Source organism: Prosthecobacter sp. SYSU 5D2, from assembly GCF_039655865.1.
Classification (GTDB): Bacteria; Verrucomicrobiota; Verrucomicrobiia; order Verrucomicrobiales; family Verrucomicrobiaceae; genus Prosthecobacter.
In genome coordinates, this window is sequence record NZ_JBBYXL010000002.1 from 521,752 (window position 1) to 536,837 (window position 15,086).

A 15,086-nucleotide genomic window follows, 5' to 3' on the forward strand; every position below is an offset into this window, starting at 1 on the left:
ACTACCCTCCAGCCGTGATTTGGACGATCTCGATGATGTCACCTTCGTTCACCTCGGCAGTCGAGATTTCCTTGGGCAGAAGAGCGGTCTGATTGTGCTCCACGACGACCGGTTTGCCAGCCAGATCCAGGCTTTCCAATAAGCTTGGCAGGGACAGGGGGGCGGGGAATTCGCGCTTGTGGCCGTTGAGAGTGATGGTCATGGGAGGCGGAGAAAGAAGAAATGGGGAAAGCAGAAAGCGGAAATGAGTTTGAGCCCATCAGGCGGCGAGGGCGCCTTCATTGAGGATGGCGGCGTCCCAGTCTTTCCAGACGGCGTCCAGGCCCTGGGCTTGCAGCATGGCGGCCACTTCCGCCGGACTGCGCAGATCGGCGATGCCGAACTGGCCTTCGGCTTTGGCATCGGCTTTCTTGGCAGCGGTATCCAGTTCCACGCGGCGGCCGCGCACGGTCTGGTGCAGGTCGTCGCTGCCGGCACCGGTGTAACCGCCGGGCTCCGTGTGGCTGCCGGCGCTCATGACGGTGACGCCGAGCGGGGCCAGGGCATCGCGCAGGGGGGCAGGCTCGCGGGTGCTCATGACGATGCCCACCTCCGGGAAGATGAGGCGAAAGGCGCACATCGTCTGCACCAGCGCCCAGTCCGGAAAGGAGGTCTTCGGGTGAAAGCCGCCCGCTGCAGGCCGCAGGCGGGGGAAGGCGACGGTGAAGCTGGACTTCCAGCAGTGCTTGTAGAGATGCTCCAGATGCGCAGCCAGCCGCAGGGCCTCCAGCCTCCAGTCGCTGAGGCCAAAGAGGGCGCCGATGCCGATGCGCCGGAAGCCGCCTTCATACCCGCGCTCCGGGCAGGCCAGCCGCCATTCGAAATCCTTCTTCGGCCCGGCAGTATGCATTTCTGCATACAGGGGGCGGTCATAGGTCTCGTGGTAAACCACCAGCCCCTCGCACCCGGCTTTCACCATACGCTCATATTCCGGGGCCTCCATGGGGCCGACCTCGATGCCGATGGTGGGCACAAAATCCCGGATGGCGCGGATGCACTCTTCCAGGTAGCCGTTGCTGACGAACTTGGGGTGCTCACCGGCGACTAACAAAATGTTACGAAAGCCCTGCTCCGTCAGGTGGCGGGCCTCTTTGATGACCTGGTCCACGGTCAGCGTCACCCGCATGATGCTGGCATTGTCGCGGGAAAAGCCGCAGTAGGAGCAGTTGTTCACGCACTCGTTGGAAACATACAGCGGAGCGAACATGCGCATCGTACGGCCAAAGTTCCTCCGCGTTACTTGGCGGGATTCGCGGGCCATCGCCTCCAGCTGGGCCGGGGATTTGGTTTCCAGCAGGCTCCAGAAACGCTCCATCAGGGGCGATTTGCGCGCCGGGAGGGCATCGAGGACGGGGGTAAAGGTGGTCAGCATTTAAGGGCGGGTTAACAATATACCCCGCCCTGCCCGTGGGTGCAACCTGCGGTCAATCGCGGAGGTCGGGTTAAAACATCCCGTTGCCTGCCGCGCCGCTTGCGGCATACTGCTCGCCCTCTTTCCATGTCCACGACGGCACCCCAGCGCATTGTTCTTAAATTCGGCACCGGCATATTGACCAAGCTTCATGCGCCTGAGCCGGATCCCGTACAGCTTCGCAAGCTGGTCGAGGCCGTGGCCCTGCTCAAGCGTGCCGGGCATAGCGTCGTCGTCGTCAGCAGCGGGGCCGTGGCCTCCGGCCTGAAGCCGATCAACCTGACCGAGCGCCCCACGGACATGACCACGCTGCAGGCCCTGGCCGCCGTCGGCCAGACCCACCTCATGCATGCCTATGAGAACCTCCTGCGCGATCATGACCTCCACGTCGCCCAGCTTCTGGTCACCCATGAGGACCTGGAAAATTACGACCGCGCCCGCCGGGTGAAAACCACCCTGGAGCGCCTGCTGGAATTCCCGCAGGTGGTGCCCGTCATCAATGAAAACGACAGCGTCGCCATTGAGGAACTTCGCTTCGGGGACAACGACAAGCTCTCCTCCCGCGTCGCCCGCCTGTGGCAGGCGGACTTGCTGCTGCTGCTCACCAGCGCCCCCGGCCTGCTGCGGGACATGAACTGCCCTCAAGATGGTCCCATTCCTGTGGTGGAAGATGTGGACGTGGTCATCCACCATGCCCAGGAGGAAAAAACCAAGCTCGGTACCGGCGGCATGATCTCCAAGCTGCGCGCCGTCCAGGATGCAGTCAATGGTGGTGTGGAATGCATCATCGCCAGCGGCCGCCATGCGGAGCAGATCCCGGAGGTGGTGGCAGGCGGCGGTATCTGCACGCGCTTTCCGGTCAGGAAGTAGATGGGGAGGAGCGTCCCGCCCCTCTTCACCGTCTGATTGCTTTATTCGCCTTTGGATGAGGCAGAGTCGGTGATGATTCCTTCCTGGCTGACAGTCCAGGAGACTTCATACCAGCCTGCTCCACCCCCGCCGTTTGAGACGATAATGAGACGCTGAGTAGCTTCATCGAAGCGGACATGGGTCCAGCAGCCTCCAATGTCTGAATCCTTTCTCGTCTCTTCTTGAGTATAGAGCAGCAGCCAATAGTAATCCCGCCAATGTTTTTGAGGAACATTGATCACTTTCTCACCCCATCGTATAACAAACAATTTAACCTCTCTGTCGGGCCAGCCAAATCCGTCCGCTCCCCAGATGGATTCTCGGCCGTCAATACGATAGGTCTGCTCAGATGAGAGGTCTGCTGAGAATGGAATCTCTTTCCAGGCACCATCCTTTTTCGTTTCAATGAGATGTACGGTCGGATCCCATGGCCCGGTGATGATGCGCACTGAAATGTTATCTTTCGAAGGTGTGGTAAGGGTCGTGAAATATTCCCAGGTACTATCTTCTTTAGGCGGTTCGCCATGAAGGATGCTGGCGATACAAAGTGTGATAAGAGTGAAGGCTTTCATATTCGGAATCAGGGAGCTGTACCTGGTTCGTTTTGGTGTGACTCTGCGAGATGCACCCATGGATGAATGACGCCATGATCGGCGATCTCGCGGCCGAACTCAGTGCTCATGTAGGCGGGATTGGGGATCATGCCTGCGCGGCCGAGATCCAGCCGGTCCGCATCCCAGCAAGTGCCGATGGTGGGGTCGGCGTTATGTTTGCCTTCGGTGTGCCATTCGCAGGCATAACTGAGCAGATCGAAATCTTCGTCGGACAGGTGGAACATTTGGCCGCGTAAAGAGGCGGCATATTTGGCCCCTTCTTTGCCATGACCGGGATCCCAGCCATCGTGCAGGCGGCAGCAGTCGTGAAAGAGGGCAAAAAGTCTCACGACATGGATTTTTGCACCTGTCCGGGTGGCGAGAATCAGCGCATTCCGTTCCACCCGTCGCCAGTGGTCTGGCCCATGTATTGAAAAGGAATCGTGGGGCGGGCAGGCGGTGATGACGTGCGACCAGAGCTTGGGGAAATTGATGGACGTGTTTGTTGTTAGGTCGTCAGGGCCCTGTGATGTCCTCTCAGGGGCAGGCTTTTCTGGCCTGTCGCCACCATATAGACCTTGCAGGAAAGCCTGCTGTTGCCGGTTCATCCGGGCACCCGGCCTTGATTGAAGAATCATTGCCTGGGCTTCATCCAGCGTTTGGCAGTGATGCCTTTCCATCAACAAAGCAATCGTGAAAAGAGCCGTGCGGCCATGCCCTTGGGCACAGTGAATATACAGAGGACCGGCTGGCAGGGATGCTATAAAGGGTCGAAGAATATCGCTATCGGGGACGCTGGCGTCAAGGATGGGGAAGCTCCGATAGCTCGGTCCAGAACGTAGGCGGGCAGGCTCTTGAAATTCGGCGGTGAGGTCCACCACCGTTGCAATCCCGTAGGGGAGTTCGTGACCGAGGACACGCCTCCCGATGACGATGCCACCACGAAGGCTGTCGGAGGCTGACTCGCCTGAAAGCAGACGGATGAGATGCCAGACCGCCAGAGTGTATAGATGCAGCGGAAGAAACGCTGCCCAACTCCATAACGGCAAGGTTCCATCAGACCGTTTGCCAAAGACGGCTGCTTTGCGGCGGGCATAGGCGATGCCAATGATGAGGAAGCCTATTCCCAGCCATGCAAGCAGCCAGCCTGCGCCGGTGAGGCCGATGCCATAGACCAGCATAATGCTTCCAAGGAGGCTGTTGAGCAGGGCATATTTCATTCAGAGAGCAACAGCGAGTCTTCCTGGCTGAGGATTCTTCCACTATAAACTGACAGGTATAGATGGCCTGATCTCGCGGTGCCAGGAGTATAGCGCACCTGGATGTCATCTGTCCAATCCTCCGCTCCCCCATAGCTGCCCATGACCTCGCCTGGTTTCAGTCTGATTTGATGGCGGTCACGACCCTGGTTGGATACAATGTCCAAAGTGGCGTCACCATCCAGATGGCCTTTGAAGATGACCCTCATGTTTCCATCCAGCCGGAATGGCGGTGACTGGGCGACAAGGCTGCAGACTTGATCCACGCGAGTCTTTTTTATGGAATCGTGACCTCTCGAAATTGCGCTTGTCAGCCATGCTGCAACGCCTAGCAATATGAGGACGATGAGAATGTAACCGTACTTCATAAGGTATTGTCTATCAGAGGTGGGAGTGATGGATTGGCGGGCTTCGCGGCTTCAAAGATTCCGCTTGAAAGCGGTACTCCGAGCGCCGGAATGATGGCATCGAAGTGAGTTATTTATACGGGGAATGTTTGAGATTCGCAGAACAAAGATTTCGCCTGAATGCACTGCCCAGACGTGAGGAGGGAACTTTTGGAAAGCAGTTAGGTTCGAACGGGCATCCATTTACAAGAACCCTGCGCTGCTTTTCGTTAGTATTCGCAGCCGGGGAGATACATTTTCCGCAAGTTCTCCGGGCGGGCGGACACTTGTTTGGGAAGATTATGAATCCGATGTCCACCCAACCTCCCGATGAAGAACTGGCCCTGCTGCGTGCGGGGAAGACGGCGGCGGCTTGTGAAAAGATTGTCACCACGCATGGAGCGCTGGTGAAGAGCGCCTGCTACCGGGTGCTGCGGGATGAAGGCCTGGCGGAGGATGCGGCGCAGGAGACCTTTGTGCTGCTGATGCAAAAGGCGGCCATCCTGCCGCCGGAGACGTCACTGGCGGGCTGGCTGTATCACGCCGCCTGCCGCATTGCTTTAAACCACCAGCGGGCGGCCATGCGGCGCCGGGTCCGCGAAAACTCAGCGGAGGCCTTGAATCAAATGACACCCGATACCCAACCGAACCTGTGGACCGAGATCGAGCCGCATCTGGACGAGGCCATGCTGGCACTGCCGGTGCGCCAGCGTGACCTGGTCGTGCAGTGCTATTTTCAAAACCGGTCACAACGCTCGGCTGCGGCGGCGATGGGCTGCTCGGAAAGCGTCGTCAGCCGCGAGCTGGGGGCGGCCCTGGAGACCCTGCGGCAGTTTTTCACCAAGCGCCATGTGGCGGTCAGCGCGGTGGCCCTGGCGGGTCTGCTGCCCGCCCATGCGGCCTCAGCCTCGATGGCTGGCGGAGCGACGATGGTGGCGGCGATGATGGCGGTGCCGGCCAGCACTTCGCTGGCGGCGGCGCTGCTCACGTCGAAGTTTGTGCTCGCCACGGCGGCGGAGTCCTGCACGCTGACGCTCGCCGCAGCGGGGTACTATTTTACTGCCTCAAGGTCCACAGATCCTTATGCAGCCGGCTCGCAGTCCGGTGGGGCCGGTGACCGGGGTGAGCCTAACAAGAAGTCTGGCAATATTGCCAAGAAGGGAAGCTGGCAGGGCAGCTTCGAATTCACCAGTGCGATGGCGCTGGATGAACGCAAAAAACAGGTGCTGCTGGAAAGCGACCCGGACAAACGCTATGCGCTGCTGCAGCAGATGGGCATCGGCCTGTCGCGGGCGGGCTTTGACAAGCTCATCGCCCAGGGAATGGACGCCAGCGTGGCTCCGTGGCGGGATACTTTTGCGGTGCTGGAAAACCGCCTGGACATGTTTGACAATTACCTCATGGCCTGGAGCAACGAGCACCCGCTGGCTGCGCTGGACTGGGTGGCCTCCCAGCCGGACGGTGGCCTCGGCATGCGCAAACAACTGCTCTATGCGTTGGAGGCCGGGCAGTTTGAGAAAGCGGCATTAGGCGAATGGATCAGCGGCCTGAAGAAGGAATCCATGCAGAAGGAGGCGGCTCTGGCGCTTGAATGGCTGGATGATCCCTCCTTGCTCATCGCGCGGTTGGGCACCGGCGGGAACGACGGTTTTTTGGTGGACCTGGCGATGCTGCGCGGCGGTGAGAAGCTGAATTGGGAAGCCTTTGGCAGCAGGCTGGGTGAAGGAAAAACCACCATCGTCGCCCGGACGATGCGGCTGATCCTGGACTCTGAGCTGTCTTTTCAAACCATCGTTCCCTTCCTTCAGGGGCTGGCCACTTCGGCCGATTCTCACATCAGTGACGGGGCGGTGACACTCATGCGCGCCGCCTATGGGCAGCCGGATGTTTCTTACCTGACAGCCCTTGAGCTGGCGGCCGCTTGTGAAAAAGCTGGGATGGGCAACTACCGGATCAGTGTTTTCAAAGGCTGGGCCGTGGCTTATCCCCAGGAGGCGCTGCAATACACCGCGAGGCTGAAGGACCTGAACAGCATGCGGCATGTGCTCAGTGCCCTGTCCCCGCTGCCTGATGACATCACACTGCTGGCGATGATGGAGGGCACTCCGCCGGTGGCGCAGGACATCGCGATGGCCGCCCTTTATGGCCGGAGTACCGAGGGCATGTATGCGCAGCTGCAAAAGATCATGGAATCCACCACGGTGGTGGACCAGGTGGAGGCGGCCAAGGAGGTGCTGCGGAATCTGCCTTTCGAAGATGCAGGCGCGGCGGCGTATTGGCTCAAGCAGCAGCCGGCCGACAAGGCACGGCAGGAGATGGCGCTGGCCCTGAGCCGAAGGCTGGCGGCGGTGGATCCGCAGGCCGCGCTGGAACTGATCCTCAGCGAGGGGATGACCGGGACGGAATATGACCAGGCCATGGGCCACGCGGTGAAGCAGTTTTCCGCCAAGAACAGCCTGGAGGAGTCCACGCGCTTCATTCAGCAGATCACGAACCCGAGAGGATACTCGGATGCGCTCGGCCAGATCGCCATGGTGAAATTTGCCGGCCGGCCGCAGGAGGCGTACGCCTATCTGCAAAAGCACTCGCGGCGCGACTGGCAGATGGCCGCTTTGCAGATGCTGAGCGAACTCCAGTATAACAAACTGGGTAACATTGATGCCAATGCCGCCGAGATCCTGAAGCTGGACCTGGCCCAGATGGGGGGCGATGTCCCTAAACGCACCAGCAACTTCTGCCGGGTCTGGATTGATCAACAAGTCCCGGTGACCACGCCGCTGGCCTGGACGCAGCAACTTCCTGCCCCCATTGGCCGCGCCACCCGGCTGCAACTGGCCAGAAGGAGCGACCTCAAGCCCGCCACTTTGGAACTGTTCCTCACCTGGACCCAAACGGCCCCCATCAGCCCGGCGGAACGCGGGCAGCTGCAGGAGGCCTTGACCCGGCGGCTGGCCGAACCGGCGGTCCGGTGAGGGCCGTGCTTCCTGGTGGTATTAACGCATCCAGCCCTCGATCTTAAAGTTGGCCTCCATGAGTTTACGCTCGGGGGCTCCACTGTCAGGCCGGAACCATACTTCAAATCGCGCCCCATAAAATTGATCCCAATCACCTTCATAGATGGTGAAATGGGTCTCAGACAAAAACTGTTCTTCGGCGTCGGTGGACCAGCCTATCCATTCATTGGTTGCGGATTCCAGGCGATCAGAGGAAAGGCGGTAGTCGCGCGTGATTTCAAAGGCTTTCAGGTAGATTTGTCCCGGTTCACCAGGATTGGCGCGCAAACGGGCATTGTAGATGCCGCCCTGGAAGGCGGTGACGAGGGTAAGGGACGGGGAGCCTCTGATGATGGCTGATGGAGGTAAAAGAAGGCGGGCATGTTGCCAGTCAGGTTGACGAAGCAGGGCGGAAAATTCCTTTTCCATTTCAGCAAAGGCAACGGCAGTGATACGGCGCTTTTGAGTCTCCGACTGTTCCATTTGCTCGACCAGCAAATCGCCGACAGGGACGGCAATGTAACTTTCCCAGAGATCATTATACATGCGCGTCTTGATGGTCTCAGGCTGATCGGCAGCGACCCTTTGAATACCTGATGCCCAAGTTTTTCCTGAAAAACCGAGTGTCGTCCGGGTTTGAAAACGAGGTTGTCCTTCACCTTCAAAGAAACTGTAATAACCGTGCAGCGTTATCTGCCAATCGGGTCCTTTCATCCAACGTCGTGTAGCGAAGTGCCCGCCATCTTCATTATAGAGTCTCCAGCCAGGATGCGCTGCCAGATAGCGATCCAGCAGATCGGGGTATTCTTTTCTCAATCGTTCCAGGGAGGGGAGATGCAAATCTGGTTTCAGATCGGCGGGGAGGGGCTTGGCGGTTTCGGAGCGTATGGCTGACTGAAAAGTGTCCTCTGGAGATCCCTTTTCGTCATGTGATGTTATTTCTAATGGCTCGGTCAAGGCCACGCCTTTTGGCAGTTGCAGTCCATCCGCAAACCCATCCTCAGAAGCTGAGGTGAAGCCGAGGACCAGGCCTACAAAATTTAATGGAATAAACAGGCCGACCAAAACAACCATGATGCCGAGTGAACCGAAGCCTCTGGCAATGCGCTTTTGGAAAAAGCAAACTACAGCCAAACCGAAAAACCAGGCCAAACCCCCGAGACAAACCCAACCGGAAAGTTGACCGATCCAGCGCGTGTTCCAATGCCAGGGTATGAACATCAGGACTTCGGCTGTCGCGGCGATGCAAAAGGGGAGCCAGAGCTGCTTAAACGATGACTTTTTCGGTGCAGGGGATGGCTCTGCAACTTGGGGGGCTTCCATCCTTGTTTATTGGCGAATTAGATGAAATTGGAAAGGCCAAATGAAGGCGGTTCGATTCGGTGAGCCAAACTCTGTGGCCGTAATCCCGCACTTGCATCGCCGCCGTCCCGCTTCACTCTCAGGGGTTCCGGTGCCACAGCGCGCCGGTTTCTTTCCCATGTCCAAGCACACTTACAAACAGGCCGGCGTTGATATCCATGAAGCAGCATCCTTTGTGGATGACATCGGCGCGCTGGTGAAGGCCACGCAAAAGAAGCGCAAGCTGGCCAATGCCTTCGGCCTCTTCGCCGCCGGCTACGATCTCAGCAAATACAAGGAGCCGATGATCTTCACCGGCTGTGACGGGGTGGGCACGAAGCTGGAGCTGCTGCTGAAGTACGACCTGCTGGAAAATGCCGGCAAGGACCTGGTGGCCATGAACGTCAATGACGTGCTGACCTGCGGGGCCGATCCCATCATGTTCCTCGACTACGTGGGCGTGAACCAGATCAAGAAAAAGCAGCTCGCCCGCATCATCGCCGGCATGTCGGAATACCTGCAGGCCTGCAACTGCATCCTGGCCGGTGGTGAAACGGCGGAAATGCCCGGCGCGGTGCTCGATGGCATGGTGGAGCTTTCCGGCTTCGCCATCGGTGCGGCGGAAAAGAAAGACGTCCTCAATCCAGCCGAAATCAAAGAGGGCGATGTCCTCATCGGCTGGCCCAGCGCCGGTTTCCATGCCAATGGATTCAGCCTCGTCCGCCGCATCATCGAGAAGGAAAGCATCAAGCTCAGCAAAAAAGACGCCGCCCAGCTCCTCACTCCCACCCTTCTTTATCATGAGCAGTGCTGGGGTCTGAAAAAGGCGAAGGTGAAACCGGCCGCCATGGCCCACATCACCGGCGGCGGTCTGGTGGAAAATCTGGGGCGCATTTTCACCAAGCGCGGCCTCGGCTGCCATCTCAAGGTGCCTTACTGGCAGAACGACGTGGTCCAGAAAGTCCTCCGCCACGCCGACCCTGCGGATTGCTGGGACACCTTCAACATGGGCATCGGCTGGGTGGCCATCGTGGATGCCAAGCAGGCCAAAAAAGCCCTCAAAGTCAGCACCGGAGCCGTCGTCCTCGGCGAGATGGACAAAAGCGCCACCGTCACCTGCGAGCTGGTCAACTAACCTCCTCCGAGCATCAGTCACCAAAAGCGGGCGGTCCTGTTCCAGGGCTGCCCGCTTTTTTCAACCCTGGAGCGCGCGCGTCTCGCTACCGTCCCCCGACATCCTTCCTAAAAAAAAGCCACAGCTCAAAAAACCACTAATGCCCAGCAATGAACACTCATGTTCCGAACCATTAATTCTGATATTAGTGTCTATTGCTGGGCATTAGTGGTTTAAAAACAACCTGCCTTCAACCTCTCGCCTACCCCTTCTGACCACAATCCGACGCCGGACAGGCCATATATTTTTTCAGTGCCAGCCACCTCATCCATTCTTTCCCTGTCCACTTGCTGGAACAGCCATCGCCACACCGAAGGGCGTGCGCTGGCCCAGGAAGCCCATGAGCTCGGCTTCGAATGGATCGAGGTCAGCCACGGCACCAAAATCTCCCTTCTTCCCGGCCTGCTGGAAGCCGTGGCCGCCGGTGAGATCCAAGTCAGCAGCCTCCACAACTTCTGCCCCCCGCCCGTCGAGGTGACCATGGACGCACCCGATGCCTATGAATTCACCTCGGACAAAACCTGGGAGCGGGAAAGAGCCATCTCACTGACCAAAAAGACCCTGGCCATGGCCACCCGCTTTGGCACGGACCGCGTCGTCATCCATCTTGGCAGCGCCAGGATCCGCTCTTTCACGGATAAACTGGAGGCCATGGCGCTCGCCGGTCAGCTTTATTCACGCGATTATTCGGACCTTAAACTCAAGTTCGTCGCCCAGCGCCAGACCGCCAGCGCTCTCGCCATGGACCGCGTGCGTGCTGCCTTGGACCAGCTCCTGCCCGTGTGTGAAGCCGAAGGCGTGCGCCTCGGCATCGAGACGCGCAGCCACTACGAGCAGATCCCCAGCCAGCATGAAATGCTCCTCCTCCTGGAGGAATACAAGGACTGCCCCTGGGTCGGCTCCTGGCATGACTTTGGCCACGTCCAGCGCCAGGCCAATCTCGCGCTGCTGGACCACGAAACCTACCTCTCCCAGATCTCCGCGCACCTCATTGGCTGCCACGTCCATGACGTCGCCTGGCCCATGAAAGACCATCGCGCACCACTGAGCACCGGCGGCGTGGCCTTGGAAAAACTGATGCCGCTCGTCCCTGCCGGCGTGCCTCTCATCTGGGAGCTCAGCCCCGGCAACAGGCGGGAGGCCGTGGTGGAGGCCCTGAACCGCTGGCGGGAAAAATTTCCGGCCTAACGAAAAAGATTTAGTTTGGATTGTGAAAAAGTCCGCCCCGGTTGCCGTTGGTTTATCATATGATACGCTTGCTCCCCCATTCCCTGCTTGCTGTCCTGGCCATGCTCACCCCGGTCCAGGCCGCCCCCGACACCCAGTCTGCCGCCAAGGCGATTGACAAGATTCTTGAGGCGGACTGGAAAAAGCACAAGGTCACAGGCAACCCCGAAGTGGATGACAGCACCTTCGTGCGCCGCCTGTATCTGGACATCACCGGCCGTATCCCCACCACCCGTGAGGCGGAGACCTTCATGAACTCCCAGGCACCGGACAAGCGCGCCAAGCTCATTGACCACCTGCTTGCCTCCGAAGGCTACGTCCAGCACTCCTTCAATTACTGGGCGGACGTCCTGCGCACCCAGACCAGCGGCAACCAGACGGGAGCCATCACCGGTGCAGCCTATGCGAACTATCTGAAGGAAAGCCTTCGCACCAACAAGCCCTATGACAAGCTGGTCCAGGAGATGATCGCCGCCGAAGGGGATTCCTGGGACAATGGAGCCATCGGTTATTACATGCGCGACCGCGGCATGCCCCTGGACAACATGGCCAACACCGCCCGCGTCTTCCTCGGCACTCGTGTGGAGTGCGCCCAGTGCCATAACCATCCCTTTGATAAGTGGACGCAGAAGCAGTTCTTCGAGATGGCGGCCTTCACCTACCCGGTGCAGACCAATGATTATTATGACGGCAGTTCCACCGCCGCCCTCTCCTTGCTCCGCGAGCGTGAAAAAGAACTCAGAGAGAAGTTCAAAGCGCCCACCCTCAGCAAAAAAGCCTCTGCCCAGGAAAAAGCACGTGTCAAAAAAGAGACTGAAAAGCTGGCCGCACAGTACAAAGACGCCCTGGACAAGCTGCGCAAAGACAACCGCTATGTGCAGGAGGCCATCACTGATGTCCGTAACCTGAAGCGTTACACATCCGTCAGCGTCCAGGAAAACCGCAAGCTGGTGCTGCCGCACGACTATCAATACAGCGATGCCAAACCCAAGTCCCGCGTGGAGCCTGCCACCATGTATGGCCACGCTGCCGAGGTAAAGACCGGCGAGACCCAGATCCAGGCTTATGCCCGCTGGCTGGCCTCCAAAGACAATGACCGCTTCAATAAAGTCATCGCCAACCGCCTGTGGAAGCGCGCCTTCGGCCTCGCCCTCATGGAGCCGCTGGATGAGATCATGGACAGCACCGTGCCCATGATTCCTGAGCTTCAGAGCCACCTGGAGAAGCTCATCGTCAGCCTGAACTATGACATGAAGGCTTATCTGCGCATCCTTTACAACACCAGCGCCTATCAGCGCCAGGTCACCCGCGAGGAGGTCGCCCCCGGCATCGTTTACCACTTCACCGGCCCCGTCCTGCGCCGCATGACGGCGGAGCAGATGTGGGATTCCTTTGTCACCCTCATCAATCCAAATCCCGACATGCCGAATGAGGCCCTTCGCACCGCTTTCACCAACCGCATTCTCGCCGCCAAAAAGATCAACGATTCTATGGAGTCCCTCACGGCTGAGGAAGTGCTCGCCGGGGCTGAAAAGTCCGGCAAGCTCTACAAAGACCAGGCCGTCAGGGTCCGCGAGCTCCAGGTGAAAATGGCCGAGGCACGGGCCAATGAAGACAAGGAGACCTACAACAAGCTGCGCGGGGAGCTGAACCAGCTTCAGCGTGAAACACGCACCTCTGTGAACCAGAACCTCATCGTCCCCGGCATGAAGAAGCTCGCCACCGAGCTGGACGTGGTCCCCGCCGTCCTCCAGGACGGGGGCAAAGCGGGGGATAAAGTCGTCGCCGCCGCAGGTGCCAGCATGGACATGATGATGTCCAGCATGGCCGATACAGGAGATGCCGTGAACAAGATCTTTCTTCCTGGCTATGACACCCCCAAGCGCACCCGCGATGAGGAAAAAGCATACCAGGCCGCCCGTGAGGCCGTCTGGAAGGAAGAGGCGGATTTTTACGGCCTGGAGGGCAGAGGCCTCGCCAGCTACTACCGCGCCCGTGCCGATCAGACCCGCAACTGGGTGCGCGCCGCCGAGCTGGAAAGCCCCGCTCCCCGTGGCCACTACCTGCGTGAGTTCGGCCAGAGCGACCGTGAGACCATCGAAAATGCCAACCTCGAAGCCAGCGTTCCCCAGGCCCTGGCCATGATGAACGGCCAGCTCATGCCACAGATCATGGGCCGCCACAGCCAGCTCATGCTCACCGTCAGCAAGGCGCAGTATCCAGATGACAAAGTGGAGGCCATTTACAAAACCGTGCTCTCCCGCAAGCCTACCTCACGGGAGAAAGAAGTCTGGATGAAAGCCCAGGAAAACGGCCTTGCCGACATCGAAGACCTCATCTTCTCCCTGCTCAATACCCAGCAGTTCATTTTTATTCAATAACCCAACGTCCAGGCAATCTTCAACCGACTACCCGTATGCGCCAAGAACTCACCCAAAAACTCCTCCGCTCCGGTGAAATCAGCCGCCGCGATTTTGCTGCCAAGACCGCCTCCTCCCTTCTCGGAGTCGGCCTCCTGGGCAGCTACATGAACGGCAAGTCCTATGCGGCTTTTGAAAACTCCTCCAAGCTCAAGCAGGTGGCCACGGCGAAGAACGTGATTTACTTGTACATGAACGGCGGCCAGAGCCACATGGACACCTGGGATCCAAAGGTCGGGGTGGAAACCGCCGGCCCCACCAAGCCCATCAAGACCAGTGCCGACGGTGTGCGTATTTCCGAATACCTGCCGCTGAGTTCCCGCCAGATGCACCATGCCTGCGTCATCAACAGCCTCACCTCCACCCAGGGCGCGCATGAGCAGGGGAACTACATGATGCACACCAGCTATGACCTGCGTGGCACCATCCGCCATCCCGCCATGGGTGCTTGGCTGAACGTCTTCCAGGGCGGCGGCAACAGCACCCTCCCTAACTTTGTCTTCATCGGCAATGACAGCCGCCATCCCGGCTCCGGCTTTTTCCCTGCCCAGTACAGCCCGCTGTATGTCAACAATCCGGAAAACGGCCTCAAGAACGTCAAGCTGCAGAAAGGCCTCACCGAGGACCGTTTCCAGAAGCGCATGAGCCTGGCCGAGGATCTGGATGCCGACTTCCGCTCCACCTTCAAGCATGGCAACGTCAGCGCCTACAGCGACATGTATGACAGCGCCATGGCCATGATGAAGTCGGAAGACCTCAAAGCCTTTGACCTCACCGAAGAGCCTGAAGAGCTGCGCAAAGCCTACGGCAAAGAAGCCTTCGGCCAGGGCTGCCTGCTGGCCCGCCGCCTCGTGGAGCGCGGTGTCCGTTTCGTTGAGGTCAGCCTTGGCGGGTGGGATACGCACAACGCCAACTTCGTCCGCGTGCCTGAGCTCTGCGATACGCTGGACCACGGCCTCGCCACCCTGCTTGAGGACCTCAATGCCCGCGGCCTGCTGAAGGATACCCTCGTCGTCCTCACCTCCGAGTTTGGCCGCACCCCGGACATCAACATCAACGTTGGCCGTGACCACTATCCGAAAGCCTTCTCCGCCGTCCTGGCCGGTGGTGGCATCAACGGTGGCATGACCTATGGCAAGACCGACAAGGAAGGTCGCGAAGTCATCGAGGACAAAGTGCAGATCGGTGACTTCAACGCCACCATCGCCTACGCCCTCGGCCTTCCGCTGGACCAGGTCATCTACAGCCCCAGCAAGCGACCATTCACCATCGCGGACAAAGGCAAGCCGATCACCAACCTGTTTGCCTGATTCCTTTCGAAGTCCTTTAAGTTA

General features: G+C 59.1%; 12 protein-coding genes. 6 read left to right on the forward strand and 6 right to left on the reverse strand.

All coding sequences use genetic code 11. From position 1 onward, the window contains the following. Position 1: 1 nt before the first annotated feature. Positions 2-202 carry a sulfur carrier protein ThiS gene (gene thiS, locus WJU23_RS04720; protein ID WP_346331383.1) on the reverse strand — a complete coding sequence of 67 codons (201 nt, stop codon included), beginning with the start codon at positions 200-202 and terminating at the stop codon, positions 2-4. Between the two features lie 57 nt (positions 203-259). Continuing rightward, positions 260-1,411, reverse strand: a complete 1,152-nt coding sequence (gene thiH, locus WJU23_RS04725) for a 2-iminoacetate synthase ThiH (RefSeq protein WP_346331384.1) — start codon at positions 1,409-1,411, stop codon at positions 260-262. A 126-nt stretch (positions 1,412-1,537) separates the two neighbouring features. Here thiH and proB point away from each other — a divergent pair, with 126 nt between their 5' ends. Further along, positions 1,538-2,320, forward strand: coding sequence for a glutamate 5-kinase (gene proB, locus WJU23_RS04730; RefSeq protein ID WP_346331385.1), 783 nt, complete (start codon positions 1,538-1,540; stop codon positions 2,318-2,320). Between the two features lie 41 nt (positions 2,321-2,361). Here the strand turns inward: proB and WJU23_RS04735 are convergent, their stop codons facing one another. The 3 genes from WJU23_RS04735 to WJU23_RS04745 are packed head-to-tail and all read right to left on the reverse strand — an operon-like array spanning position 2,362 to position 4,420. Next, the gene (locus WJU23_RS04735) at positions 2,362-2,931 is read right to left on the reverse strand and encodes a hypothetical protein (RefSeq protein ID WP_346331386.1); all 570 of its coding nucleotides are present in this window, start codon (positions 2,929-2,931) and stop codon (positions 2,362-2,364) included. A gap of 8 nt (positions 2,932-2,939) precedes the next feature. Next, complete coding sequence (locus WJU23_RS04740) at positions 2,940-4,172, reverse strand: hypothetical protein (protein ID WP_346331387.1); 1,233 nt, start codon at positions 4,170-4,172, stop codon at positions 2,940-2,942. Further along, positions 4,169-4,420, reverse strand: coding sequence for a hypothetical protein (locus WJU23_RS04745; RefSeq protein ID WP_346331388.1), 252 nt, complete (start codon positions 4,418-4,420; stop codon positions 4,169-4,171). Before WJU23_RS04745 ends, WJU23_RS04740 begins: the two co-directional genes overlap by 4 nt. A gap of 488 nt (positions 4,421-4,908) precedes the next feature. On the opposite strand from WJU23_RS04745, the gene WJU23_RS04750 reads away from it, so the two are divergent. Next, positions 4,909-7,569, forward strand: a complete 2,661-nt coding sequence (locus WJU23_RS04750; protein WP_346331389.1) for a sigma-70 family RNA polymerase sigma factor — start codon at positions 4,909-4,911, stop codon at positions 7,567-7,569. Between the two features lie 21 nt (positions 7,570-7,590). Here the strand turns inward: WJU23_RS04750 and WJU23_RS04755 are convergent, their stop codons facing one another. Next, the gene (locus WJU23_RS04755; protein ID WP_346331390.1) at positions 7,591-8,913 is read right to left on the reverse strand and encodes a hypothetical protein; all 1,323 of its coding nucleotides are present in this window, start codon (positions 8,911-8,913) and stop codon (positions 7,591-7,593) included. A 157-nt stretch (positions 8,914-9,070) separates the two neighbouring features. Here WJU23_RS04755 and purM point away from each other — a divergent pair, with 157 nt between their 5' ends. The 4 genes from purM to WJU23_RS04775 all read left to right on the forward strand — a co-directional run bounded on the left by purM (position 9,071) and on the right by WJU23_RS04775 (position 15,062). After that, positions 9,071-10,066 (forward strand): phosphoribosylformylglycinamidine cyclo-ligase, encoded by a 996-nt coding sequence (gene purM, locus WJU23_RS04760; protein ID WP_346331391.1) that lies wholly within the window; start codon positions 9,071-9,073, stop codon positions 10,064-10,066. A gap of 291 nt (positions 10,067-10,357) precedes the next feature. Further along, positions 10,358-11,293 carry a TIM barrel protein gene (locus tag WJU23_RS04765; RefSeq protein ID WP_346331392.1) on the forward strand — a complete coding sequence of 312 codons (936 nt, stop codon included), beginning with the start codon at positions 10,358-10,360 and terminating at the stop codon, positions 11,291-11,293. Between the two features lie 59 nt (positions 11,294-11,352). Continuing rightward, positions 11,353-13,713 carry a DUF1549 domain-containing protein gene (locus WJU23_RS04770; RefSeq protein WP_346331393.1) on the forward strand — a complete coding sequence of 787 codons (2,361 nt, stop codon included), beginning with the start codon at positions 11,353-11,355 and terminating at the stop codon, positions 13,711-13,713. A 35-nt stretch (positions 13,714-13,748) separates the two neighbouring features. Further along, the gene (locus WJU23_RS04775; protein ID WP_346331394.1) at positions 13,749-15,062 is read left to right on the forward strand and encodes a DUF1501 domain-containing protein; all 1,314 of its coding nucleotides are present in this window, start codon (positions 13,749-13,751) and stop codon (positions 15,060-15,062) included. Positions 15,063-15,086: the final 24 nt, after the last annotated feature.

Excerpts from the sequence above, each read along its gene's own strand:
- WJU23_RS04735 (WP_346331386.1), bottom strand. The coding sequence starts at position 2,931 with ATGAAAGCCTTCACTCTTATCACACTTTGTATCGCCAGCATCCTTCAT.
- WJU23_RS04755 (WP_346331390.1), bottom strand. The coding sequence starts at position 8,913 with ATGGAAGCCCCCCAAGTTGCAGAGCCATCCCCTGCACCGAAAAAGTCA.
- purM (WP_346331391.1), top strand. The coding sequence starts at position 9,071 with ATGTCCAAGCACACTTACAAACAGGCCGGCGTTGATATCCATGAAGCA.
- thiS (WP_346331383.1), bottom strand. The coding sequence starts at position 202 with ATGACCATCACTCTCAACGGCCACAAGCGCGAATTCCCCGCCCCCCTG.
- proB (WP_346331385.1), top strand. The coding sequence starts at position 1,538 with ATGTCCACGACGGCACCCCAGCGCATTGTTCTTAAATTCGGCACCGGC.
- WJU23_RS04745 (WP_346331388.1), bottom strand. The coding sequence starts at position 4,420 with ATGAGGGTCATCTTCAAAGGCCATCTGGATGGTGACGCCACTTTGGAC.
- WJU23_RS04775 (WP_346331394.1), top strand. The coding sequence starts at position 13,749 with ATGCGCCAAGAACTCACCCAAAAACTCCTCCGCTCCGGTGAAATCAGC.
- WJU23_RS04750 (WP_346331389.1), top strand. The coding sequence starts at position 4,909 with ATGTCCACCCAACCTCCCGATGAAGAACTGGCCCTGCTGCGTGCGGGG.
- WJU23_RS04770 (WP_346331393.1), top strand. The coding sequence starts at position 11,353 with ATGATACGCTTGCTCCCCCATTCCCTGCTTGCTGTCCTGGCCATGCTC.
- WJU23_RS04740 (WP_346331387.1), bottom strand. The coding sequence starts at position 4,172 with ATGAAATATGCCCTGCTCAACAGCCTCCTTGGAAGCATTATGCTGGTC.
- thiH (WP_346331384.1), bottom strand. The coding sequence starts at position 1,411 with ATGCTGACCACCTTTACCCCCGTCCTCGATGCCCTCCCGGCGCGCAAA.